This is a genomic window from Pseudomonas sp. LBUM1676, assembly GCF_059695605.1.
Genome location: NZ_CP166777.1, coordinates 5,495,954 through 5,520,190 on the forward strand (window position 1 = coordinate 5,495,954; position 24,237 = coordinate 5,520,190).

Consider the following 24,237-nt stretch of genomic DNA (forward strand, 5'->3'; position numbering starts at 1 on the left):
TTTTCCAAGCATTCTTTTCCAGGCGTGGCAGCAGGCGTTAAACCGCCACCAGGCGCACGCTGGCACCTTCACCGACGCCCAGCGCTTCGGCTGCTTCCAGATCCAGGGTCACGGGTTTGCCCGGCGCGTAGTCGAGCTCGAGCAACACGGCGCGGTAATCCTGCAACTGGGCGTTGGCCACCAGGTACTGACGACCGGCGCCTTTGACCGGCTCACCGATTTTCACCGGGACCACACGGCTCTGGGCGATCGAGCGGATCCCCGAGACACGGGCATGCAGGGTCGGGCCGCCGTCGAAAATATCGATGTAGTGATCGGTCTCGAAGCCTTCGCGCATCAGGATGTCGAAGGTGATCTGCGCCCGCGGGTGCACCTGGCCCATCGCTTCTTGCGCGGTGTCCGGCAGCAGCGGCACGTAAATCGGATAATGCGGCATCAGCTCGGCCAGGAACGTGCGGCTCTTGAGCCCGCACAAACGCTCGGCTTCGGCGTAATTGAGGTCGAAGAAGTTGCGACCGATGGCGTCCCAGAACGGCGAGTCGCCATTTTCATCGCTGTAACCGACGATCTCGGTCACCACCGAATCGGCAAAACGCTCCGGATGGCTGGCCACGAACAGCAAGCGCCCACGGGAGTTGAGTTCCGACCAGGCCGAACCCACCAGCTCCGGCAGCACGTAGAAACTGGTCAGCAAGCTGTTGCCGGTCAGGTCGTGGCACTGGGAGAGCACGTGGATCTTGTTGTGGATCTTCAGCTCGCGGGAGGCGTGCACGAAGGTTTCATTGCGAAAGCTATAGAACGGCTCGGAATACCCGGCCGATGCCACGATCGCCGAGCACCCGGCCAGTTTGCCGGTGGCGGTGTCTTCGAGGACGAAGAAATAGCTCTCTTCGCCGTTGAAGCTGACTTCGGCGGCAAACGAGGCTTCGCTTGCGGCGATCTTGTCGCTCAGGCGTTCAACGTCATCCGGCAAGGAAGTGACACCAATCGGGCTGTCCGCAGCCAGACGCTGTACCTCGCCCAGATCAGCCATTTGCGCGGGGCGCATCACCAGCATGGTGTCACTCCTTTCTCGAAAAACTCTTTGAGGAAAATAAGCGGGGCCCTTGTAGGAGCGAAGCTTGCTCGCGAAGGTGTGTCAGCCACCGCGATGTCGGCTGACACACCTTCGCGAGCAAGCTTCGCTCCTACAGAAAAGCGGGCCCTGCATGAAAATTGGGTTCGACGCCTGAAAGGTCAGGCGCCGAAGGGTCTATCAGGCTTGGGTCAATTTGGCCGCAGCACGCTCGAAACGATCCAGGCCGGCATCGATATCGGCATCTTCAACCACCAGGCTTGGCGCGAAACGAACCACGTCCGGGCCGGCTTGCAGAATCATCAGGCCTTCTTTTTCAGCGGCGTTGAAGATGTCCTTGGCCTTGCCTTTCCAGGCATCGTTCAGCACACAGCCGATCAACAGCCCCAGCCCCCGGACCTGGGTGAACAGGCCGTACTTCTCGCCGATCTGTTCCAGGCGGGCCTTGAATTTGTCGTGCTTGGCGTTGACGCCCGCCAGCACTTCAGGGGTGTTGACCACGTCGATCACCGCTTCGGCGACCGCGCATGCCAGCGGGTTGCCACCGTAGGTGGTGCCGTGGGTGCCGACGACCAGGTGTTTGGCCAGGTCTTCGGTGGTCAGCATCGCGGCGATCGGGAAACCGCCGCCCAGGCTCTTGGCGCTGGTCAGGATGTCCGGGACCACACCGTAATGCTGATAGGCGAACAGCTTGCCGCTGCGGCCCATACCAGTCTGCACTTCGTCGAAAATCAGCAGCGCGTTGTGCGCGGTGCACAGGTCACGGGCACCTTGCAGGTACTCGAGTTCCGCAGGAATGACACCGCTCTCGCCCTGGATCGGCTCCAGGACCACAGCGCAAGTCTTGTCGGAAATGGCGGCTTTGAGCGCTGCCAGATCGTTGTACGGCACATGGGTGATACCGGTGATTTTCGGACCGAAGCCGTCGGAGTATTTCGACTGGCCACCGACGTTCACGGTGAACAGGGTGCGACCGTGGAAGCTGTTGAGCGCGGCGATGATTTCGTACTTCTCGCTGCCGAAACGATCGAAGCCGACGCGACGGGCCAGCTTGAAGGCGGCCTCGTTGGCTTCGGCGCCGGAGTTGCAGAAGAATGCGCGCTCGGCAAAAGTAGCGTTGATCAGCTTATGGGCCAGGCGCAGCGCCGGCTCATTGGTGAATACGTTCGACACGTGCCACAGCTTGTTCGCCTGCTCGGTCAAGGCACCGACCAGCGCCGGGTGCGCATGGCCCAATACGTTGACGGCAATCCCGCCAGCGAAGTCGATCAGCTCGCGGCCAGACTGGTCCCAGACGCGGGAACCGGCGCCACGCACAGGAATGAATGCGGCAGGCGCATAGTTGGGAACCATTACCTGGTCGAAATCGGCGCGTTGTACCGCAGCGTGCTCAACGGACATCGGAGTCTCCTGAAGAGGAACACTCGCCTGAAACTGGCGAGCTTGGTGAGGATTGTAGGGACAGTTTTGTGCCCGGCCTTGCCGCCAAGCGACAACTTCTTATAGCGCAAACCCCGGTTTCAACCGGGTTTACGGCAATGCGACAAATAGCGTCGCAAAGGCGCAGTTTAACTGTCCGACGGGATTAGCGGCAGCGTTGCCGGAATTTGATGTGCAGAACTCGCCCGCACCCTAAATATGTACCGCACGCTGATCGTCACTTCCTGATTTCCTTGGGTATTCGCTAAACACTCAAGGACGGACACAATGCAACAACCTGAAGGATGGCAACCCACAGCCGCAAGCGACGCTGACTATTCGCAACACCCCGATAGCCATTATCAGCCTCTCAAAAACGCAATTCCCGAATGGCTTGGCAAGGCATCGCCTGCCAGGCGTCAGGTACTGAAGAACGCTCAGCCCCGACTTCCGGGCAAGCTCACCACTGCGCCCACCGCGCAGCATCGGGAGCTGATGGCACTCAACGCCGCACACTGGACCGCACAAAGTGATATCGACAAACGCCTGGAACACCTGCAAGACGCCAGCGCCTTCGCCGAGCCCTTGCTCAAAGCAGCTTTGAAACGTCACTTCGGCCTGGACCTGGACGTCAGGAAAACCTTCCTGCGCCTGTATATACCCGTGACGACGCCTGGGTTTGCGATCAAGACCGGCGCCCGCGCCTGGACGGTTTCGCTGCTGGATGCGGCGCTGCATAACTTCGAAGAGAAGGAAACCGAAGACGCCGCCTACGAAACCGATTCGACCTTCATCACCGAACCCTCTGCGACCGGGCAGTTCGACACCCTGCCCTTGATCAAAGGCAAGCTGAGTATCCCGGCCTTTACCAAACTGTGCCGAGAGCTGGATATCGGAAGCCAGTACACAACCTATCTTAACGACAACCTCGGTTTTTCCGACCCGGTCGCGGCGTCGGTAATGAAGCTCAAAATAGACGAGAGCCAACAAGCCGCCTTGAAAGCCGCCCTGCAATTGGCGCGGATGACGGGCGACATCGGGGAGAGTTACTTTCGTCTGGTCAGCGGTTTGGCCGACGGCCTGCAAGGCATGCGGCTCAATGGGCAGGCCTTGTTGTGTCACGACGTGACCATGCTCAGCGCCCCTCTCACCGGCATCGTCGTATTTGCCCCTGACCTGAATCAGGTTCAAACAGTGGCCAAAGTGGTGGCCTATGTGCCGGATGACCCCGAGCACCCGATCAAGGAATACGACTCGGCGCTCGAGATGGTCATCGAACTGACCCGTCAGCTGCGCTCGAAGGATTATCAGCACTTCTTCAGTCGGTTCGTGAATCACGAACAGCGAGGTTTTTTCTTCGCCAGCCTCAATGACCGCCTGACCAAAGTGACGTGGCATCCGCCCATTGCCGGTAGCTCAGAGCCGACGTGGAGGGAAACCCCCATCGACCGTCCCAATCTGCAGACGGCATTCATGCCGTTCAACGACAATCTGTGGCAACACCTCTATCAGGCCAAGCTCAACAAGATCCTTAATGACGCCGGGGTCATCGCCGTCCCGACTGCAAAAGTCGATCAGAAAGCCCGCTGGGCACTTTGGGATTCCCTGGTCAACATCGCCTCGTCGATTCTCCAGACCGCCGCGTTCATCATTGCGCCGTTCGTGCCCGTGCTGGGTGAAGCGATGATGGCTTACATGGCCTATCAGCTGCTCGACGAAGCCTTCGAAGGGATCGTCGAATGGGCCCAGGGCCGAACCACCGAAGCGTTCGAGCACTTTATGGGGACCGTGGAATCGCTGATACAACTGGGAGTGTTTGCGGTAGGTGGCGCCATTGGCGCGGGTGAGTACCGCAAAGTCTTGCCCAAAGAGATCGTCGCCTTCATAGACCGATTCAAGCCTGTCGAACTGCCCAATGGTCAAACCCGGTACTGGGAGCCGGACCTGACCCGCTACGAGCACAAAAGCATTCCTGGCGCGGACTCCAGTCCCAATGAACTGGGCCTGCATCAGCACCAGGGAAGTCAACTGCTGCCCCTCGAAGACGCGCACTTTGCGGTGAGCGAAGGCCCGATCCCCGGCCAGTACCAGATTGAACATCCGACCCGGCCCGACGCCTACAAACCGTCAGTGCGACATAACGGCGACGGCGCGTGGCACACCGAACTCGAACAACCGCTGGAGTGGGACAAACCCACGGCGTTGCGCCGCATCGGCCATTCGGTCGAATCGTTTTCCCCAGCCCAGCGCGAGACGATCCTTCAGGTCAGCGGCTTCAACGAAGATGCCCTGCGCAAAATGCATGTCGATCAGGAACCACTGCCGCCGCTGCTGGCCGACAGCATCAAACGCTTCAAGATCGATCAGGACCTGCAACGATTCACCGATTACCTGGATAGCGAACTGCCCGAGGAGTACCTGCGCACCGATCCGGTCACCCAGCTGCAACTGCTGACTGACCACGGCCGATGGCCAACCAGCAAACGCCTGCGTTTCATGGATCAACAGGGAGAACTCGTCTGGCAGTCTTCCACTGACGAAACCTTGCCGCTGACAGAGATTCGTCAGGACAGCCTGATAGGCGGCGACCTGCTCAAGACCCTGCTTTATTCCCTGGATGAACAGCAAGCCAAAGCACTGCTGGGAGAAGAGTTCGGCGGCCCGACGTTCACCCTGGATGTGCGCACCCGGGCATTGAGAAAACAGATGGCCCAGCTCGCCCGACAACAACGAACCTCAATGTTCGAAACACGCTACAAGGCACTCGAGGTCAATGAAGACCCGCTGGCACAGCAGATCGCGCAACACGATCCGCAGCTGCCGGCCAGTGTCACGCGTGAATTGCTCAATACCGCCACCGGCGAGGAGCTGCTACAAATCAGTGAAGGGCAATTGCCGCAACGCCAACAAGACCTCATGCAGCTGGCCAATCAGGAAGTGCGCGTCACCCGTGCCTATGAAGGGTTGGAGCTGGACTCCGTGAGCAATCCGGATACCGATACCCTGGCCCTGCACAGCCTCCAACGCTTGCCAGGCTGGACCGGCGAGGTGCGCATCGAGATCCGCGACCAGGCTTTTAAAGGGCCGATGCTGGACAGCACCGGACGTGCAGATGCGTCCCATCAGAAAGTCCTGGTGCGTCAGACGGATGGCACCTATCAACCCTACAACGACCGCGGCCAGGTACTGCATTCGGTCACCGACTTTTACTCCAGTGTTTTGCACGCCCTGCCGGACGCCGAACGTCAGGCCCTGAACATCCACATAGGCCAGGGAGAAAAGCTGAAAAATGCGATCCGCGAGCGACCTCTTGAGCGAAGCGAGCTGCGATTGGCGATTACACCCCAATCGGTTCCAGAGCCGGCCATTGACACCTTGCGTCTGGTGGGCACGGAAGGTTATCGACACCTGCGGTCCGAGCTGCCTCGTACCCTGGAAGACAGGGTAGGAGAGGTTTATCCGGGGCTCCCCCCCGAGGAAGTGCAGGCGTTGATTGCCAGCCTGCAGGATCATCCGGCAGGTGTGCGCGGGGAACTGACTCGCCTGCGCAACGAATACACCCGACTCAGCGATGACCTGCGCCGCTGGGAGACCGACGTACCGACCATCGATCCCGCCAGCAACCTCCCACTGACAGCCGATCAGCACCGCGCGGCCTTGCACAGTCGCTCGGCACTCAGAAACGCTATCCAGCGTTGCTGGCGCAGGCAAACACGAGGGCCGGCCGGGTACTCGCTCCTGATAGCGGATCCGATACTGGGTGAGCTTCCGAAACTGGACGCCGACTTCAGCCATGTTGCCTCGCTGTCCCTCAATGGCAACGCCAGCACCCAGGCCGTCGATCCTTTTTTGCAGCACTTCCCAAGGTTGCTGTATCTGGACGCGCAGAACCTCTCACTGCCGAACCTGCCACAATCCATCACTTCAATGCCGACACTTCGACAACTGATAGCACGTAACTGCGGCATTACACTCTCTCCCACTGACCAGCAGATACTCTCTTCATTACCCGAGCTGTCCCTGCTGGATCTTCAGGACAACCCGCTGACGCTCCCCCCCGACATACACACCATGACTTCGCTGCGTTACCTCAATCTGTCCAATACGGAGATTTCCACGCCGCCAACCGGTCTGCTGGATCATCCTCAACTCATCGTCGGCAGATTCGATGGCAACCAGATCACCGAAGTGCCTGACGCGCTTTTCAATTTAGCCAGCCCCCTCAGTGACGGATTTGATTTTGCGGGCAACCCGCTGTCCGCGGCCACCCGAGAGAAGGTGAAGATCCACTACCAACGCACAGGGAAACACTTCGGAATTCTGGCCGAGCAGGCGGATATCGATCGCACGACGTCCCTGTTTCCAGACCTGGATGCCGACCAGGCGACAGACCTGCTGTATCGCTTGCCCGGGACGCTGGAGCAAGGTCGAGTTCAACTCACCAACTGGGAGACCGAGATCGGGCAAATGAAGGATGAGCTCGAGCTATGGGTCAAAAACATTCCTGAGCGCGATCTCTCGACCGGACAGCCTCTCAATCTCAATGAGCAGTTCAACGAACAGCGCGCCAGAGAAAGGTTCGGACAACAGCTGGAGCAGGCATGGCGCAGCAGATTGAATGATCAGTTCGCCACCTCCCTGGCGTTCATGGGTGACATGCCAGTCCTTACTGCGGATTTCAGCCATGTTTCCAGTCTGGCCCTGACTGGCAACACCAGCATTTCTGCTACCACCCCCTTCCTGCAGCGCTTCCCGAGCTTACGGCGTCTGGATCTGCGTGACTTTGCACTGGAGCAAGTGCCCCAGGCAATCACCAGCATGCCGGAGCTCGACACATTGGTACTGGACGATTGCGCCGTGGTGTGGACCTCCGAAAGTCAGGCAGCGCTTTCCTCATTGAACAACCTTGCCAGCCTGGAACTGATCAACAATCCACTTGGCACCGCACCTGATGTCACTGCTCTGCCCGGGTTGACCTACATCGACCTGTCCAATGCCGGTATTTCCGAGGTTCCCGCCAGCCTGGCGGAGCATCCAGGCCTGAGTACCGCCATTTTCAATGGCAACCTGATTACCGAGCTGCCCGACGCCCTTTTCAAGCTTCCCGCCAGCCGCAGTGACGGGTTTGACTTTGCGAATAACCCGCTATCGGCAGCCACCCGGCAACGCATCAAAACTTACTTCCGTGAAACCGGGCAAGACTTTGGAGTACGAGCCGCCCAGGCCGACATCGACCTGGCCAGGGAGTTGTTTCCAGCGTTAGACACGCAAGACGCCAGTGATGTGATCTATGACTTGCCCGGGACACTGGACGATGGCCGGCTGCGACTCGAACGCTGGAGAGACGAATTCACACAACTGTCCGGTGACCTGGCGACCTGGGCACGCGAAGTTCCTTCGCATCACCCTGTCACCGATGAACCGCTCGACGCCAATCAGATGTATGCCGAGCACGTTTCGAGAGCAGAGTTCGGGCAAAAACTGGAACAGTTCTGGCGTCGTCGACCCGATGTATCCCGGATGCGGGACGACCGCCTGGTAGCCAATCTGACCTTCTCGGGTGACATGCCGCGGCTGAGTGCGGATTTCGGCCATGTCTCCAGCCTGACCCTCAATGGCAACGATGCAATTCGTGCAACTGGCCCATTCCTCGACCTTTTTCCGAATCTGCACAGTCTGCAAATGCACGAATTCGCTCTGGGCCAAGTGCCCCAGGCCATCACGCGCATGCCCAACCTCAAGGAGCTGACACTGAGCAAATGCCGCGTGACCATCACGCCCGAAGGCCAGTCAGCGCTTTCATCTTTGAGCGAGCTTTATGTTCTGAACCTGAGTGACAATCCACTGGCGATCGCTCCCGATATCGAAACCATGGCTGAACTGAACGACATCCGACTGTCCAACACCGGTATTTCCAGCCTGCCAAACGGTCTCACCAGCCGTCAGTATCTAAGAACCGTGATTCTCAATGGCAACCAGATCACCGAACTGCCCGAGGCCTTCTTCGATCTTGACCTCGATCTCGCCGAAGGGGTCGACCTCGCCAATAACCCGTTGTCCTCAATCAGTCGGGAGCGGATAAAAACCTACTACGCAAAAAACGGAAACGACTTCGCCGTGCTGGCCGACCAGGCCGACATCGATCGCGCACAAGCCCTGTTTCCAGACCTGGATATCGAAGACGCGAGTAATGTGATCTACAAACTGCCCGGAACGCTGGAAGACGGCCGTACTCAGCTGTTGCACTGGGAAGCGGAAATTGCCCGGCTCACCAGTGACCTCCGCACCTGGGCCGATGACATTCCAACGCATAACCCTTCGACGGGCGACGCATTGAGCCCCCTCGACAAGCGTGCGGAGCGCATAGCAAGAAACGAATTCAGCCAGGCATTGGAGCAATGCTGGCGCCAAAGGTTTGTAGAAAAAACGCTCAAGTCAGACCTGGCCTTTATCGGCGATATGCCAGCGCTGACAGCAGACTTCAGCCACGTCTCGACGCTGGCTCTCAACGGCAACACTGCATTGGGTGTCTCTTCCCGCTTTCTTGAATGCTTTACGGGTCTGGAGCACCTGGAATTGCGCAATTTGGCCATGGGCCGCGTGCCTGAGGCGATCACCGGCATGCCATCCCTTGAAAGACTGGTATTAAGTCATTGCGGCGTCGTACTCGACGCCGAGGGACAGGCCGCACTGTCCGCGCTCCCACGCCTGGAAATGCTGGACCTGTTCAATAACCCACTGACCCAGGCCCCGGATGTAGCGGCCCTGCCGACCCTGACTTATATCGACCTCTCAAGTACTGGCATTGACAGCGTTCCTGCCGGCCTGTCGAGCCATCCCCGGCTTAAATTTGCCATTCTGAGCAACAATCAAATAACTGAAATACCGCACGGCATTTACAACCTTTCCGCCGCGGTGGGCGAGGGCTTTGATTTCGGCAACAACCCGCTCTCCGAAACGACTCTGGAGCGGATTAAAACTTACTACCAGCGCACAGAAATAGACTTGGGAGTATTGGCCGCCCAAGACGATATCGATCAAGTGAAAGCGTTATACCCCGGTTTTGATAATGAACAGGCAAGCGATTTTATCTATCGCCTGCCCGGTTCGCTGGCCGACGGACGCGTCGAACTGGCGCGCCGGCAAGCCGAAGCCGCCACCTTGATCAGCGAGCAGCAGCTTGATGCACATTGATCTTTCCCGATAACTCCGGGCCATGGGAGTCATTTCCATGGCCCGCTCACGCCTGGACTAGCCGCGCTCGGAAGGTGCCGAAGACAACTCGAACGGACTGCTGCTGCGCCGCTGGTTGCGGTCTTCGCGCGGCGTGGCGCCGAAGAAGTTGCGGTAGGCGCTGGAGAAATGCGGCCCCGAAGAGAAGCCACACGACAGGCCGATCTGGATGATCGACTTGCTGGTTTGCATCAACATCTGCCGGGCCTTGTTCAGGCGCAGCTCCAGGTAGTACTGGCTCGGCACACGGTTGAGGTATTGCTTGAAGATCCGTTCCAGTTGCCGACGGGACACGCACACGTGCTGGGCGATTTCGTCGGTGGTCAGCGGCTCCTCGATATTGGCTTCCATCAGCAACACCGCCTGGGTCAGCTTCGGATGGCTGGAGCCGAGACGGTTCTGCAGCGGAATGCGCTGGCGCTCACCGCCCTCGCGAATGCGTTCGACCACCAGCTCTTCGGAGACCGCACCGGCCAGTTCCGCACCGTGATCACGGGCCAGCACCGCCAGCAACAGATCGAGTACCGACAGGCCGCCACACGCGGTCAATCGATCGCGATCCCAGTCGAACAAATGGCTGGTGGCAATGACTTTCGGGAAGCGCTCGGCGAAATCGTCCTGCCAGCGCCAGTGCACGGCGGCGCGATAACCGTCGAGCAAACCGAGCTGCGCCAACGGGTAGACACCGGCCGACAGACCGCCGATCACGCAACCGGCACGCACCAATTGCTTCAGCGCACTGCTGAGCGCCGGCGCCAGTGTGGTCGGCGGCTCATCGGCGAGCAGGAACAGTTTCTGGAAGTGCTCGAGCTTGCCGGCCCAGGGTTCACCCGGCAATTGCCAGGCGCCTTCGGCCTGCGGTTCGGCCTGCAGGAACGACAGTTCGTAGACCACCTCCGGATGCACACGCTGAGCAACACGCAAGGCCTCCTCAGCCAGCGCAAGCGTCAATGCTTTAGTGCTGGGCCAAATCAGGAAACCAATTCGATGGGCAGTCATGGCGGGCAATCCGAAACGAAAACAGTGATGAAGGCATGGGCCAATGCTAGCCCGTAAATGAACGCAAATCTCAAAACCGATGGAGATCAAACTGTGGGAGCTGGCCTGCCAGCGATGGCGGCGTGTCTGTGCCAGAGATGCAAACTGGCCCACCGCTATCGCTGGCAGGCCAGCTCCCACAGGGATCGGGGCCAGCCTTCAGGTTGCGAAGCATGCACTATCCCGGTGCGTAACGGGAGCGATTACTTCAGGCTGCCCGAGAGGAATTGTTGCAAGCGTTCGGACTGTGGATTGACCAGCACCTCACGCGGGTTGCCGCTTTCTTCGACGACGCCTTTGTGCAGGAACACCAGCTGGTTCGACACTTCCCGGGCGAAGCCCATTTCGTGCGTCACCACCACCATGGTCCGGCCTTCAAGGGCCAGGGACTGCATGACTTTCAACACGTCGCCGACCAGTTCCGGGTCGAGCGCCGACGTCGGTTCGTCGAACAGCATCACTTCCGGTTCCATCGCCAGCGCCCGGGCAATCGCCACGCGCTGCTGTTCGCCGCCGGACATGTGGCCGGGGTAGGCGTCCTTGCGATGGGCCACGCCCACCTTGTTCAGGTACAGCTCGGCCTTCTCGCGAGCTTCGGCCTTGGACATGCCGAGCACGTGGACCGGCGCTTCCATGATGTTTTCCATCGCGGTCATGTGCGACCACAGATTGAAATGCTGGAACACCATCGACAGGCGCGAACGCATGCGTTGCAGCTGTTTCGGGTCGGCCGCCTTCAGCGCGCCGTCCTTGTTCGCCACCAGCTTCAGCTCTTCGTTGTTGAGCAGGATCTTGCCCGCGTGGGGCTGCTCGAGCAGGTTGATGCAGCGCAGGAAAGTACTTTTGCCAGAGCCACTGGAGCCGATGATGCTGATCACATCGCCAGCCGCCGCTTTCAGGGACACGCCCTTGAGCACTTCGTGACTGCCATAGCGTTTATGCAGGTCTTGGACTTCAAGTTTGTACATGCGGTCGGTTCTCACAAAAACAGTCAGTCAGTCGTTGAGCAAGCGCCCGTGCCGCAGCGCTTCGCGCCCCGCCACCTTGGCCAGCCAGAAACCGGGTTGGGCATAACGCAGCCGTTCAATGGCAAACAGCACCCCGGACGTACCAGCACACACCGTGCTGACCCGATCCGATAACGGATCGATCACTTCGAAAATCTCGTCGCCGGCCTCGATCCACTCGCCGGGTTTACGCAAGAAGCTGATCACGCCCGGGTGCGGCGCGAACAGCAATTCGGTGCCTTCGAACGGCAGGCCTTCGCACGCCTCATGCGCTGGTTTCGGCCATTCGCCGCTGATCAGCCCCTGCTCGGCGAGGAACGCCAGGATGCCTTCGGCGTAAGCTTCGGATTCAGCGCGACCGGTGTCAGCCTGACCACCCAGTTCGATGGTAGTCGCCAGGCACGCCAGCGGAATCTGCGCATCCGGAAACAGCCGTGACAGGCGCAGCCACGACAGCGAGCAGGCTTCGTCGAAGGAACTGCCGCCGGAATCTTCCGCCAGCAAACCCACCTTCACATTCAGATGCGCGGCGAGCGAACGCCATTGCGGCCAGTGCTGCGGCAAGGCGTACATGTGCAGCGCCGCGTCGGTGTCGCAATGCAAGTCCAGCACCACGTCGGCAGTGCAGGCATGGCTGAGCAAGATGCGCTGCATGCCTTGCAACTGACTTGTAGCCTGCGGCAACGCGTCGAGCACATCGCTCATGGCCTGACGGATCAGGCGGATATTGGCGTGCGGATCATCGCCCAGATGGCCATCCAGCGCGGCGGCAACCGGCGCGCTCAGCTCGACGAAATCGCGGTTGAAATTCTTGCCGCTGCCCGCTTCGAAACGGCCTTGATGATTGCCTTGCAGCAACTGGCTCAGACCCAACGGGTTGGCCACCGGCACCAATTCAATCACACCATTGAGCAAGCCTTGGGCTTCGAGTTCGGTCAGGCGCTTTTTCAGCTCCCAGGCCGTGCGCATCCCCGGCAATTCATCGGCGTGCAGGCTGGCCTGGATATAGGCCTTGCGTTCGCCACTGCCGAAGCGGAACACCGTAATCTGGCGTTCGCTGCCCAGGTGGTTCCACGGCAATGCATGATCGATGCGTTCCATATCAATGCTTCCGCGGGGCCATATAGCCCAGCCAGCGGCGCTCGGCCAGTTTGAACAGGCGCACCAGGATGAAAGTCAGGCACAGGTAGAACACGCCAGCGGTGATGTAGGCTTCGAACGGCAGGTAGAACTGCGCGTTGACCGTGCGCGCGGCGCCGGTAATGTCGATCAGGGTCACGATGGACGCCAGACTGGTGGTCTGCAACATCATGATCACTTCGTTGCTGTACTGCGGCAGCGCCCGGCGCAGGGCCGACGGCAGCAGGATGCGCTTGTACAGCTTGTAGCGCGACATGCCCATGGCCTTGGCCGCTTCGATCTCGCCATTGGGCGTGGCGCGCAGGCTGCCGGCGATGATTTCGGCGGTGTAGGCGCTGGTGTTGATCGCGAAAGCCAGGCAGGCACAGAACGTGGCGCTGGACAGCCACGGCCAGAGGAAGCTTTCGCGCACGGCTTCGAATTGCGCCAGACCGTAGTAGATCAGGAACAGCTGCACCAGCATCGGCGTGCCGCGGATCACGTAGGTGTAGAGCCAGGCCGTCATGTTGACGACCGCGTTCTTGGAGACGCGCATCAAGCCCAGCGGCAAGGCACACAGCAGGCCGAAAAACAGCGACAGCGCGAGCAACTTGAGGGTGGTCACCAGGCCGCCGAAGTACAGCGGCAGGGCCTCCCAAATGACGTTGTAGTCGAAGATCATAGATCAGCCGCCCTTACGCCTACCGAGTAGCGCTTCTCAAGGTGACGCAATGCCAGCAACGAGACGCTGGTGATCACCAGGTACATCGCCGCCACTGCGAGGAAGAAGGTGAAAGGCTCGCGGGTGGCATCCGCCGCCTGCTTGGCCTTGAACATCATGTCTTGCAGACCCACCACCGAAATCAGCGCGGTGGCCTTGGTCAGGACCAGCCAGTTGTTGGTGAAACCGGGAATTGCCAGGCGAATCATCTGCGGCACCAGCACCCGGAAGAACACCTGGAAACTGCTCATGCCATACGCCACGCCGGCTTCGGCCTGACCTTTGGGAATGGCCATGAAGGCACCACGGAAGGTTTCCGACAGGTACGCCCCGAAGATGAAGCCCAGGGTGCCGATACCGGCCGCCAGCGGGTTGAGGTCGATGTAATCGTCAAAACCCAGCATCGGCGCGACGCGGTTGAGCAGGTCCTGACCACCGTAGAAAATCAGCAGGATCAGTACCAGGTCGGGAATCCCGCGGATCACCGTGGAATACAGGTCGCCTAGCCAGGCCAGCCAGCGGATCGGCGACAGACGCAGCGCAACGCCGATCAGCCCCAGGACGATGGCCAGGACCATGGACGACAAGGCGAGCTGAAGCGTCAACCATGCGCCATCGAGGATGACAGCCCCGTAGCCTTTCAACATGATTCAGGTCCTCGAAAGTTGGGATGAAAAAATGGCGCAAACCTCAGAGATCCTGTTGCTTGCGCCATTTCTGACGGGTCGTCGGGACGGATTACTTGCCGTAGATATCGAAGGCGAAGTACTTGTCCTGGATTTGCTTGTACTTGCCGTTCTCGCGAATGGCCGTGATCGCGGTGTTGATCTTGTCTTTGAGCGCGTCACCCTTGCGCACTGCGATGCCGATGCCGTCGCCGAAGTACTTCTCGTCGGTGAAGGCCGGGCCCACGAAGGCGAAACCTTTGCCGGCGTCGGTTTTCAGGAAACCGTCATCCAGCAGCGTAGCGTCTGCCACGGTGCCGTCGAGGCGGCCAGCGGCCACGTCGAGGTAGATTTCGTTCTGCGAACCGTAAGGCTTGATCTCGGCACCCAGCGGGGCGAGGACTTCGCGGGCGAAACGCTCGTGGATCGAACCACGTTGTACGCCGATGTTCTTGCCCTTCAGCTCAGCCAGGCTGTCGCTGACTGGAGTGCCGGCCTTCATGACCAGGCGAGCCGGGGTGTTGTAGTACTTGTTGGTGAAGTCCACGGATTTCTTGCGGTCTTCGGTGATCGACATGGACGACAGAATCGCGTCGATCTTGCGCACCTTGAGGGCCGGGATCAGGCCGTCGAACTCTTGCTCGACCCAAGTGCACTTGACCTTCATCTCTTCGCACAAGGCGTTGCCGATGTCGTAGTCGAAACCAACGATGCTGCCGTCCGGCGCTTTGGAAGCGAACGGAGGGTAGGCCGCTTCGATACCAATTTTCAGAGGCTTTTCATCGGCAAAAGTTGGCAGGGACAGCACGGACAGTGCCAGGGCGCCAAGCAGCACGAGTTTCTTCATCTTGGGACTCCATCGGTAAAGGGCTAAAACGGCAGAGTGAGCGACAGCCCAATATGCGAATGAGTGAACCGCAAAGCAGTGCTGCGTCCTGGGAAACCGCGTTGTTTTCAACGCGAGCAACGACGAGCGAGTGATCGGCATTCTAACGACAGGCCCGAAGCCGATATTTCTTCAATGCGACAACAAATTACAGATGCACCGAGAAAGCGGTTTGGGCGCGTTGACAGCTGTGCAATTTCATGCAAGAGCAAAAGACAGTGAACCGATCATAGTTGCAAATTGCGGGCCTATTATTGGCAAAGCCTTCTAATCCGGCAAGCGTAGCGTCATACCTAATTTTTTATGAAGGCGCAGGACGTCCGAAAGTGAGACTTTGCGTTTCCCAAGGCCCCGTAACGGCGCGAGCGGTTACACATTCAGTTACTTGAAGGGGGATGGGTAACAGTGGGAATTGGCTTACGGGTGAAGCCGATAATTATTGGTCGATGTTTATTTAGCGTCTGACAGATCGCCATCGCTAGCAGGCTAGCTCCCACATGGGAACTGCGCTCGGTTCAAATTGTGAATCCACTGGAGATCCTTGTGGGAGCTAGCCTGCTAGCGATGAGGCCCGAATGCCCCCCCACAAAAACCCCAGACAAAAAAAGCCCCACCCGGCGCAATGCCGGGCGGGGCTTCGATGACTCAGGAACGCCAGGTTAAGCGACGTTCATGATCTTGTGTTCATCAATCAAATGCTGCACCACACCCGGATCCGCCAGGGTCGAGATATCCCCCAACCCATCGTACTCAGCCGTGGCAATCTTGCGCAGAATCCGGCGCATGATCTTGCCCGAACGGGTTTTCGGCAGCCCCGGCGCCCACTGGATGACATCCGGTGAAGCAATCGGGCCAATCTCTTTACGCACCCAGTTTTTCAGTTCCAGGCGCAACTGCTCGGTCGGCTCTTCGCCACCGATCAGCGTGACGTAGACATAAATGCCCTGCCCCTTGATGTCGTGCGGCACACCCACCACTGCCGCCTCGGCGACTTTCGGGTGGGCAACCATCGCGCTTTCGATCTCTGCCGTACCCATGCGGTGCCCGGACACGTTGAGCACGTCATCCACACGACCGGTGATCCAGTAGTAACCATCGGCGTCACGACGCGCACCGTCACCGGTGAAGTACATGCCACGGAACGTCTTGAAGTAGGTGTCGACGAAGCGGTCATGGTCGCGATACAGCGTACGCGCCTGGCCCGGCCACGAATCGAGAATCACCAGGTTGCCCTCGGCCACGCCTTCGATGATGTTACCCAGGTTATCCACCAGGGCCGGCACCACGCCGAAGAACGGACGCGCCGCAGAACCCGGCTTGAGACCGTGAGCACCCGGCAACGGGCTCATCAGGGTGGCGCCGGTTTCGGTCTGCCACCAGGTGTCGACGATCGGGCAACGGGACTGCCCGACATTCTTGTAGTACCAATCCCAGGCTTCCGGGTTGATCGGCTCACCGACCGAACCCAACAGGCGCAAGCTACTGCCATCAGCACCTTCAACAGCGGCAGTGCCGGACGCCATCATTGCGCGAATCGCGGTCGGCGCGGTGTAGAGGATATTGACCTTGTGCTTGTCGACGATCTTCGCCACCCGGGTGATGTCCGGATAGTTCGGCACGCCTTCGAACAGTAGCGTGGTCGCGCCGTTGGCCAGCGGGCCGTAGACGATGTAGGTGTGGCCGGTGATCCAGCCGACGTCAGCGGTGCACCAGTAGACTTCGCCAGGGCGATAGTCGAACACGCGCTCGTGGGTCATCGCCGCATACAGCAGGTAACCGCCGGTGGTGTGCTGCACGCCCTTGGGCTTGCCGGTGGAACCGGAGGTGTAAAGGATGAACAACGCTTCTTCGGCGCCCATCTCTTTCGGCGCGCAGACACTGCCCGCCACTTTCATCAGGTCTTCGTACCAGATGTCGCGATGCTGGTTCCACTTGATGTCGCCACCGGTGCGCTTGCACACGATGACTTTCTGCACGCTGCTGGTTTCCGGGTTGGTCAGCGCGTCATCGACGTTGGTCTTGAGCGGGATCTTCTTGCCGGCACGAACACCTTCGTCAGCGGTGATCACCACTTTGGAGCGGCAGTCGATGATCCGGCCAGCCAGGGCTTCCGGCGAGAAACCACCGAACACCACCGAGTGAATCGCGCCGATCCGGGTGCAGGCCAGCATGGCGACCACGGCTTCGGGGATCATCGGCATATAGATAGTCACCACGTCGCCGCGGTGCACATCCTGGCCGCGCAGGGCGTTGGCGAACTTGCAGACTTCTTCGTGCAATTCGCGGTAGGTGATGTTGCGGCTCTCGGCAGGGTCATCCCCTTCCCAGATGATCGCGACCTGATCGCCGCGCTCGGCCAGATGACGGTCGAGGCAGTTGTAGGAAACGTTGAGGGTGCCGTCAGCGAACCACTTGATGTCGACATGGTGATCGTCGAAAGAGGTCTGCTTCACCGTGGTGAAAGGCTTGATCCAGTCGAGACGCTTGGCTTGCTCGCGCCAGAATCCGTCCGGGTTGACGACCGACTGCTGGTACATGGCCTTGTAGGTGGCCTCGTCAGTCAGCGTGTTGGCTGCTACCTCGGGACGAACGGGATACAAAGAAGCCGCACTCATCTTTCTTACCTCGGTGGAATAGTTGTTTTTGTATGACCCAGTTGTAGCCGGACCGGGCCTATAGAACCATTCGACGATGGTAGTAACAAGCCCCTACAAATTACCGTGATAAGCCCGAAACCCACCCCCCAAACACCCCGCAACCCTCCGTAGGAGCGAGCTTGCTCGCGAAAAACCAGAGAACACCACGGGCCGTCAGACCGCACGCATTATCGCCCACACCCCACACGAACAAACCCATTCCCCCACCGTTATCCGATGATTGTTACAAAATTTGCCAAAGGTGTTTATCAAAAGCCCACCTATATGAATCCACCCCCCACCCCTAAAATCAGCCCCGCCAACAAGGCACCGTGATTAACCAAGTCGCAGCCCCCACAAAGGCAGTTAATCCAAAACTCTTCAACAAAGTTCCACACGCAACCCCAAAAAGGTTGCGTGACCCCACTCGACCTTTGAAAGGTAACCCTGAAATGAAAGCTTTATTAGTTCTGGCCCTCAGCAGCCTGTGCGCAACCGCCATGGCAGACGAGGTGCCGACTGATGTCGCACAGCAACAACCGGCCATCGAGGAATACACTTACTCCACCGACCTGGACATCGCCAAAGTCATATCGATGAGCGAAATCCCCAACGTCTGCGAAGTTGTTCCGGCAAAAATGGAATACGACGACTCCAAGGGCCAGCGTCACATTCTGCGTTACAGCGTCATGGGCAACGGCTGCTCCAACGGCTGATCCTCCGCTCTCCTTTTCCCAAGGTTCGACCCACCCGATCGCCCTCCTCGGCAAATGAAGCGTCGAACCTTATATCGATTAAACCGATTGTTTTAAGCATCTATTTGCGCTTTTTAATCGAACTCATCGGCGTAATATGAATTCCACACCCAAGGCACAAAACGCCAACGAACCTGGAGCCAACACCATGAAAACCAAACTGATCCTCGCCCTGACCCTCTCCGTCCTGGCCGCCAACACCTTCGCCGCCGACGGTTACGACCGCACGGGTTCGGCTGCCTACACCACCTCGGCGGCTGTCGCTTCTGACGGTTACGACCATACCGGTTCGGCGTCCTTCGCCTCCGACGGTTCCGATCACACCGCAGCCGGCAAACTCGCCTCGGATGGTTTTGATCACACGGGCGCCGCCAAAGTCGCTGCTGACGGCTTCGATCACACCGGCGCCGCCAAAGTCGCTGCCGATGGTTCTGATCATGTAGGTGCTGCTCGCCTCAGCTGATCCTCGAGTGCGACTTCACAGCCCGACTTCGGTCGGGCTTAGTTGTGTCTGGAGCTACCGAAAAACGACTAAAAACACAAGATGTAGTGAAAAAGTCGATTTTCTGGCTGTTTTTTGAACAAAAAAAATCTTCGGCAAAATTTATGAAAAAAAATCTGCACCCGCGATATCCAGCCAAAGCCCTGTAAACCCTCGCTCCGACCGAAAAACCCCTCATTCTCGACTGCCCCATGCGCGGATTCGCCCCACCACGGCCGCAAAAATTTCCCTATAATGCCGCCTTAAACGGGCCTGCAATATCCCCTTACAGGGATAACAGCCAGTCTGAAGCCCACGCCGAAGTCTTCACAGATTTCTGCGCCCGTCAGAGGCTCTCGGAACCCCGTACAAAATTATGTTTATTTGCCTGCGTGTACCGCTGCAAAAAACGCTATCCAATGCGGCCAGTACGGTCGTGTGAAAAACCAACCTATCAGTTTTCACACGGGCATCTGGCCCTCACGCAGGAGACGACACGTCATGCTGAGCTGGGACGAATTCGACAAAGAAGACAGCGGCGAAACCGTTGTAAAAGGCGCCAACGCCGGCCACGCGACTGAAGCCAACATGGACCGCCTCGACACCGCTGGCGGTGTTGCTGCTCAAGAAGCTCGCGCCGTTACCGCGTCCGACTCCGCCGCAATCGCCCGTGCCAAAGCAGCCCTGGACAACCTCGACATCGCCGAAGGCCTCGCCGAACTCGAAGGCGCCTCCGCCCGTGTCGCCGTCGACGAAAAGCGCATGATCAACTGCCGCGCCGACCTCAACCAACTCGTACCTTTCAAGTACGACTGGGCTTGGCAGAAGTATCTGGACGGTTGCGCAAACCACTGGATGCCGCAAGAAGTCAACATGACCGCCGACATCGCCCTCTGGAAAGACCCGGAAGGCCTGACCGACGACGAGCGCCGCATCGTGATGCGTAACCTCGGCTTCTTCTCCACCGCCGACTCCCTGGTAGCCAACAACCTGGTCCTGGCCGTGTACCGCCTGATCACCAACCCGGAATGCCGCCAGTACATCCTGCGCCAGGCGTTCGAAGAGGCGATCCACACCCACGCCTACCAGTACTGCATCGAATCGCTGGCCATGGATGAAGGCGAAATCTTCAACATGTACCACGAGATCCCATCGGTCGCGAAAAAAGCCACCTGGGGCCTCAAATACACCCGCTCGATCTCCGATCCGAAGTTCGAAACCGGCACCGTCGAAACCGACAAAGAACTGCTGCGCAACCTGATCGCCTACTACTGCGTCCTGGAAGGCATCTTCTTCTACTGCGGCTTCACCCAAATCCTCTCCATGGGCCGCCGCAACAAAATGACCGGCGTCGCCGAGCAGTTCCAGTACATCCTGCGCGACGAATCCATGCACCTGAACTTCGGCATCGACGTGATCAACCAGATCAAAATCGAGAACCCGCATTTGTGGGATGCCGAGATGAAGGAAGAAGCGAGTCAGATGATTCTGCAGGGGACTCAGCTGGAGATTGAATACGCTCGCGATACCATGCCTCGTGGGGTGTTGGGGATGAATGCGGCGATGATGGAGGACTACCTCAAGTTCATCGCTAACCGTCGTCTGTCGCAGATTGGTCTCAAAGAAGAGTATCCAGGGACGACTAACCCGTTCCCTTGGATGAGCGAGATTATGGACTTGAAGAAAGAGAAGAATTTCTTTGAGACTCGGGTTATTGAATACCAAACCGGTGGTGCGCTTAGCTGGGATTGATTCCCGAGCTCGCCGCGATTTGACGATCTCAATCTGAATCGACAAACCGAAAAAGCAAAAGCCCCGATCTGATCGGGGCTTTTTTATGGGTCAGTGAATGTACTTTTTTCACCCCTACGATACGAAACTAAATTTCCTACAGCACTTACGGCTGCTTCCGCATTGATGCCCATTAAAATCACCTCTAATCTCCGTTGCAGGTGCCTAAGAAACGCCCAACGTAGAAGCAACTTCCTCACACAGAAATGCGCTTGTCTCAAAGACATACGTACAACTTTGTGTTTGAAAGAATGCTTGTTGGGATGTTCTTAAGTCCTCTACGTCGGGTTCTGGCCCACTCCAAATACATACGTAGAGGTTCGGGAAAATGCCTATATCAATTCCACTCCGTTCTCCCTCCGCTTCGGAGATCGGTCATGCATGATCAATTCATCCCAACGATATTCATACGCCACAACCTCCCCCTCCACGCCCTACTTCTCGAAAACCAGACGTGGTTTTGCGCCCGTGATCTGGGTCGCTTGATAGGCGTGCATCTGAATGATCGTGTGGTCAGCAAGCTTGATGAGGATCAGCGCCAGACCTTGTTGATTGATTACTACGGTCAACCAGAAAAACGGTTGATGCTCAGCGAGTCCGGTGTGTATGCATTGTTGGTGTATCACTACGCACCGGGGCATAGGTTGCTGCGTGAGTGGTTGACTCATCACGTGGTACCGACACTACGCGATTCGGGACAGTCGAAAAATGCGGATCGGCCAATGATGAGTTTGATGGACTGGCGGGAGATGTCGTTGAGCCTGTTGCATTGGCAAGATGAAGGCTGGATTAGACTTCGTGATATGCCTTATCTACTGCTCAATCGCACGCGGCGGCGAGTGCCCGTGGTAAAGCCTTGGTGGCGGAAAGTTTTGGAGGTGTTTCAGTCTTCGAAGCATTTGATTGGTCAGCGCTGAAAAGCGCTTTGTAGGACCGACCGTAAGAATCGCTACTTTTTTCTGTAGGAATTTTCGTAGACAGTCGTGATGGCCACTCAGTATCGTCCGAGGGTTTTCTACCCTCGGCGATTGTATGGATACGAAAAAGAGCAACAGCGATTGGAGCGACGCGGAGATTCAGGCTGCGGTAGATGCCTATCTCAGTATGTTGTCACGCGAGCAGAGCGGTCAGACGGTCAATAAGGCTCATGAGAATCGTGTCCTGCGCGAAGGGGCCTTAGCAGGCCGCACCAAAGGTTCGGTTGAGTTTCGGATGCAGAACATTTCTACCGTGTTGGAAGAACTTGGGCGAAAGCGCATTGTGGGCTACAAACCCGCCAAGAATGTCGGCGCGAATGTTATTCGCAGCATTCGCGACGCGCTGAACGCTCCTAGTCCTTTAACGCCCGAGGACTTTGCCCCGACGGCTGATGAAGCGACGCTTGAACAACGCGCCATCAAACTTGAGAAGCAATCGTTCAAGGGCGAACCGAAAGGGATTTTAAAACCCCAACAAGTTCCGAGCTCGGGCAACTCTTTTGTACGAGATCCTGAGGTTAGAGCCTGGGTGCGGAAAGAAGCCAAGGGCATCTGCGAGGGTTGCGCAAAGCCGGCTCCATTTGAAAAGGACGGCAGGCCGTTTATGGAGGTTCATCACGTTAAGCATTTAGCGCAGGAAGGTTCGGATCGTCCGAGCAATGCTGTGGCGTTGTGCCCGAATTGTCATCGCCGCTGTCACCATTCTAGTGACCGGGATGAATTCACTGCTCAGCTTTATGAGAAGGTGGGCCGGCTGGAAGAGGAATGAGTGGCTGATCGAATCTGTGGCGAGGGAGCTTGCTCCCGTCGACTGCGGAGCAGTCGCCAAGTAAACAACTGAGTATGTCTGACTCACCGCGTTGCTGGATTTGGGGCTGCTGCGCAGCCCAGCGGTAGCAAGCTCCCTCGCCACAGGGGGATGAGAAGCGCGTGGGCTTCCCCTAATAAATGACCTCACAGGCTGCCGTCAAATCTATCAATAGTTCTGTCAGGCTTCGTTCTTAGGAGCGAGCTGGCTAGGGGTGGCGTTTCGGCGAAGGTTTTGAGCGATGATGCGTGTATCCAGATGCCCAGTGGCGTTCTTGGGTTTTTCGCGAGCAAGCTCGCTCCTACAGGGCCGGTGGCTTGTTGCGGGTTTTGCGGGGTTTTGAAAACAGTCAGTGCAACTCGGCCCGCCTCTCGCTATTAATAGCCTTTCCCACTCAAGTACTTGAGCTCGCCATGAAATTCGACCTCGCCTACTGCCTCAGTCTCGACGACAAGCTGTCGATCTATGACGTGCGCGATTTGAATTTCGACGAGACGATGGCGTTCGATTCCGCCAAAGAGCACTTCCAGTGCCCCAACGATGCTTGTCGATTGGCGTTCGATGCAGCGAATGTGTTGGGGACGTTCAACGCCAAAAATGTGAATTACGTGCGCACGCCGCACTTCAAGAACATACCCAGCACCCGGCATGTTGAGGGTTGTCCTTATGTCAGCCTGAAGACGCCAGCGTCGGGCGTGGAGGCGGATGGTGCGGAAACAGATGACAGTCGCGAGGAACATTTCCCGTCGGAGTTGTTGCTGACTCGGCGTGAGTATGTGCGCAAGCCGTCCAGCCCGGCGGTGGCGGCGGATGTCATGCGGGATGATCCCAAACCATTTTCAGCGGTCAATGACGTCGATCATCCGACTCGCGATTCAGCGCCGGACAAGACCAGTGTCTTCGCCCACCCGGTAGAGTGCTTCGTGTCGAACTTCGAGGGCAAGGAGTTGCTCAAGCGCATGCCGCTGAAGATTGGCGAGCATACGGCGCCTTATGCATCGTTCTTCAAGAAGATCGAGTATCTGCAGGACAACAAGGGACTGATCTACTGGGGCAGGATCAAGGAAATCAAAGACTACACCCAGAGCTTTCGCATCGATTTCGAGCAGAAGGTCTGGTTCAAGCAAGCGGACGAGGCGAAGAAGAAGCCTTATTCGGTCAACGTTTACCTGAGCAAGAAGCTGATCGAGAACTACCGCAAGCGCAAAGCGTTTCTGGAAGAGATCAAGCATGCCATCGACAGTGATGCCGAGTTGTACTGCTTCTTCTATGGTGTGACGCCGGAGTTGCAGCAGGTGCCGAGCAAGAAGAACCCCGAGCAGACGTTCGGGGTGTTCAGTGCCAATATCGAGAACCTGGATCACTTCATTATTCGTGAGGCGCCAGGGTTGGAGGGCAAGTGATCCGAATCACAGCGCTGGCTTATTGCGCGTCAAGTTGTCTTTGCAGCGCCATATCTCCTGCTTCACTTCGTCACGTCGATCCCGCGCAGCCTGAATGCCGGTTTCATCGAGTCCGCAATATTGCCGGCCCCCGTGAGCCATCATTTCCTCATCCGGGAAGTAATGGTCTTTATGGCCTTTGCCGAAGGCATATTCTTGCGAATACGCCTGCTGATTCCAACTT

The 24,237-nt window shown here is 58.0% G+C and carries 16 protein-coding genes; 7 read left to right on the plus strand and 9 right to left on the minus strand.

The annotated features are described in order from the left end of the window. Window positions 1–37: 37 nt before the first annotated feature. Window positions 38–1,057 (minus strand): arginine/ornithine succinyltransferase subunit alpha, encoded by a 1,020-nt coding sequence (gene aruF, locus ACA041_RS25410; RefSeq protein ID WP_462024842.1) that lies wholly within the window; start codon window positions 1,055–1,057, stop codon window positions 38–40. Between the two features lie 198 nt (window positions 1,058–1,255). Further along, window positions 1,256–2,476, minus strand: coding sequence for an aspartate aminotransferase family protein (locus tag ACA041_RS25415; protein ID WP_497438347.1), 1,221 nt, complete (start codon window positions 2,474–2,476; stop codon window positions 1,256–1,258). 306 nt (window positions 2,477–2,782) lie between these two features. On the opposite strand from ACA041_RS25415, the gene ACA041_RS25420 reads away from it, so the two are divergent. Next, complete coding sequence (locus tag ACA041_RS25420) at window positions 2,783–9,688, plus strand: dermonecrotic toxin domain-containing protein (protein WP_497438348.1); 6,906 nt, start codon at window positions 2,783–2,785, stop codon at window positions 9,686–9,688. Window positions 9,689–9,745: 57 nt separating this feature from the next. Here ACA041_RS25420 and argR read toward each other — a convergent pair whose 3' ends face one another. From argR to acs, 7 genes are all read right to left on the minus strand, one after another. Further along, window positions 9,746–10,726 (minus strand): transcriptional regulator ArgR, encoded by a 981-nt coding sequence (argR, locus tag ACA041_RS25425; RefSeq protein ID WP_497438349.1) that lies wholly within the window; start codon window positions 10,724–10,726, stop codon window positions 9,746–9,748. A 242-nt stretch (window positions 10,727–10,968) separates the two neighbouring features. Beyond that, on the minus strand, window positions 10,969–11,733 hold the full coding sequence (locus ACA041_RS25430; protein WP_497438350.1) for an ABC transporter ATP-binding protein: 765 nt from the start codon (window positions 11,731–11,733) through the stop codon (window positions 10,969–10,971). A gap of 27 nt (window positions 11,734–11,760) precedes the next feature. After that, window positions 11,761–12,873, minus strand: a complete 1,113-nt coding sequence (locus ACA041_RS25435; RefSeq protein ID WP_497438351.1) for a M14 family metallopeptidase — start codon at window positions 12,871–12,873, stop codon at window positions 11,761–11,763. Between the two features lies 1 nt (window position 12,874). After that, complete coding sequence (locus ACA041_RS25440) at window positions 12,875–13,573, minus strand: ABC transporter permease (protein WP_497438352.1); 699 nt, start codon at window positions 13,571–13,573, stop codon at window positions 12,875–12,877. Continuing rightward, the gene (locus ACA041_RS25445; RefSeq protein WP_497438353.1) at window positions 13,570–14,259 is read right to left on the minus strand and encodes an ABC transporter permease; all 690 of its coding nucleotides are present in this window, start codon (window positions 14,257–14,259) and stop codon (window positions 13,570–13,572) included. The genes ACA041_RS25440 and ACA041_RS25445 overlap by 4 nt, the downstream gene beginning before the upstream one ends. A gap of 91 nt (window positions 14,260–14,350) precedes the next feature. Next, entirely contained in the window at window positions 14,351–15,124 is a 774-nt protein-coding gene (locus ACA041_RS25450; protein WP_497438354.1) for an ABC transporter substrate-binding protein, read from the minus strand. Window positions 15,125–15,822: 698 nt separating this feature from the next. Beyond that, window positions 15,823–17,778, minus strand: a complete 1,956-nt coding sequence (gene acs, locus ACA041_RS25455; RefSeq protein WP_497438355.1) for an acetate--CoA ligase — start codon at window positions 17,776–17,778, stop codon at window positions 15,823–15,825. 473 nt (window positions 17,779–18,251) lie between these two features. Here acs and ACA041_RS25460 point away from each other — a divergent pair, with 473 nt between their 5' ends. The 6 genes from ACA041_RS25460 to ACA041_RS25485 all read left to right on the plus strand — a co-directional run bounded on the left by ACA041_RS25460 (window position 18,252) and on the right by ACA041_RS25485 (window position 24,014). Then, on the plus strand, window positions 18,252–18,515 hold the full coding sequence (locus ACA041_RS25460) for a DUF2790 domain-containing protein (RefSeq protein WP_497438356.1): 264 nt from the start codon (window positions 18,252–18,254) through the stop codon (window positions 18,513–18,515). Between the two features lie 187 nt (window positions 18,516–18,702). Further along, window positions 18,703–19,017: a hypothetical protein gene (locus ACA041_RS25465; RefSeq protein ID WP_497438357.1), complete on the plus strand. Its 315-nt coding sequence runs from the start codon at window positions 18,703–18,705 to the stop codon at window positions 19,015–19,017. Between the two features lie 519 nt (window positions 19,018–19,536). Then, a complete protein-coding gene (locus tag ACA041_RS25470) occupies window positions 19,537–20,787 on the plus strand; it encodes a ribonucleotide-diphosphate reductase subunit beta (RefSeq protein ID WP_008034875.1) in 1,251 nt (416 codons plus the stop codon). A 416-nt stretch (window positions 20,788–21,203) separates the two neighbouring features. Beyond that, window positions 21,204–21,743 (plus strand): BRO-N domain-containing protein, encoded by a 540-nt coding sequence (locus tag ACA041_RS25475; protein WP_497438358.1) that lies wholly within the window; start codon window positions 21,204–21,206, stop codon window positions 21,741–21,743. A 115-nt stretch (window positions 21,744–21,858) separates the two neighbouring features. Continuing rightward, window positions 21,859–22,572, plus strand: coding sequence for an HNH endonuclease (locus tag ACA041_RS25480; protein WP_497438359.1), 714 nt, complete (start codon window positions 21,859–21,861; stop codon window positions 22,570–22,572). Window positions 22,573–23,024: 452 nt separating this feature from the next. After that, window positions 23,025–24,014, plus strand: a complete 990-nt coding sequence (locus tag ACA041_RS25485; protein WP_497438360.1) for a hypothetical protein — start codon at window positions 23,025–23,027, stop codon at window positions 24,012–24,014. Window positions 24,015–24,237 lie beyond the last annotated feature (223 nt).

What these genes read in the sequence shown, in the direction of transcription:
- aruF (WP_462024842.1), bottom strand. Translation starts at nt 1,057, where the DNA reads ATGCTGGTGATGCGCCCCGCGCAAATGGCTGATCTGGGCGAGGTACAG.
- ACA041_RS25415 (WP_497438347.1), bottom strand. Translation starts at nt 2,476, where the DNA reads ATGTCCGTTGAGCACGCTGCGGTACAACGCGCCGATTTCGACCAGGTA.
- ACA041_RS25420 (WP_497438348.1), top strand. Translation starts at nt 2,783, where the DNA reads ATGCAACAACCTGAAGGATGGCAACCCACAGCCGCAAGCGACGCTGAC.
- argR (WP_497438349.1), bottom strand. Translation starts at nt 10,726, where the DNA reads ATGACTGCCCATCGAATTGGTTTCCTGATTTGGCCCAGCACTAAAGCA.
- ACA041_RS25430 (WP_497438350.1), bottom strand. Translation starts at nt 11,733, where the DNA reads ATGTACAAACTTGAAGTCCAAGACCTGCATAAACGCTATGGCAGTCAC.
- ACA041_RS25435 (WP_497438351.1), bottom strand. Translation starts at nt 12,873, where the DNA reads ATGGAACGCATCGATCATGCATTGCCGTGGAACCACCTGGGCAGCGAA.
- ACA041_RS25440 (WP_497438352.1), bottom strand. Translation starts at nt 13,573, where the DNA reads ATGATCTTCGACTACAACGTCATTTGGGAGGCCCTGCCGCTGTACTTC.
- ACA041_RS25445 (WP_497438353.1), bottom strand. Translation starts at nt 14,259, where the DNA reads ATGTTGAAAGGCTACGGGGCTGTCATCCTCGATGGCGCATGGTTGACG.
- ACA041_RS25450 (WP_497438354.1), bottom strand. Translation starts at nt 15,124, where the DNA reads ATGAAGAAACTCGTGCTGCTTGGCGCCCTGGCACTGTCCGTGCTGTCC.
- acs (WP_497438355.1), bottom strand. Translation starts at nt 17,778, where the DNA reads ATGAGTGCGGCTTCTTTGTATCCCGTTCGTCCCGAGGTAGCAGCCAAC.
- ACA041_RS25460 (WP_497438356.1), top strand. Translation starts at nt 18,252, where the DNA reads ATGAAAGCTTTATTAGTTCTGGCCCTCAGCAGCCTGTGCGCAACCGCC.
- ACA041_RS25465 (WP_497438357.1), top strand. Translation starts at nt 18,703, where the DNA reads ATGAAAACCAAACTGATCCTCGCCCTGACCCTCTCCGTCCTGGCCGCC.
- ACA041_RS25470 (WP_008034875.1), top strand. Translation starts at nt 19,537, where the DNA reads ATGCTGAGCTGGGACGAATTCGACAAAGAAGACAGCGGCGAAACCGTT.
- ACA041_RS25475 (WP_497438358.1), top strand. Translation starts at nt 21,204, where the DNA reads ATGCATGATCAATTCATCCCAACGATATTCATACGCCACAACCTCCCC.
- ACA041_RS25480 (WP_497438359.1), top strand. Translation starts at nt 21,859, where the DNA reads ATGGATACGAAAAAGAGCAACAGCGATTGGAGCGACGCGGAGATTCAG.
- ACA041_RS25485 (WP_497438360.1), top strand. Translation starts at nt 23,025, where the DNA reads ATGAAATTCGACCTCGCCTACTGCCTCAGTCTCGACGACAAGCTGTCG.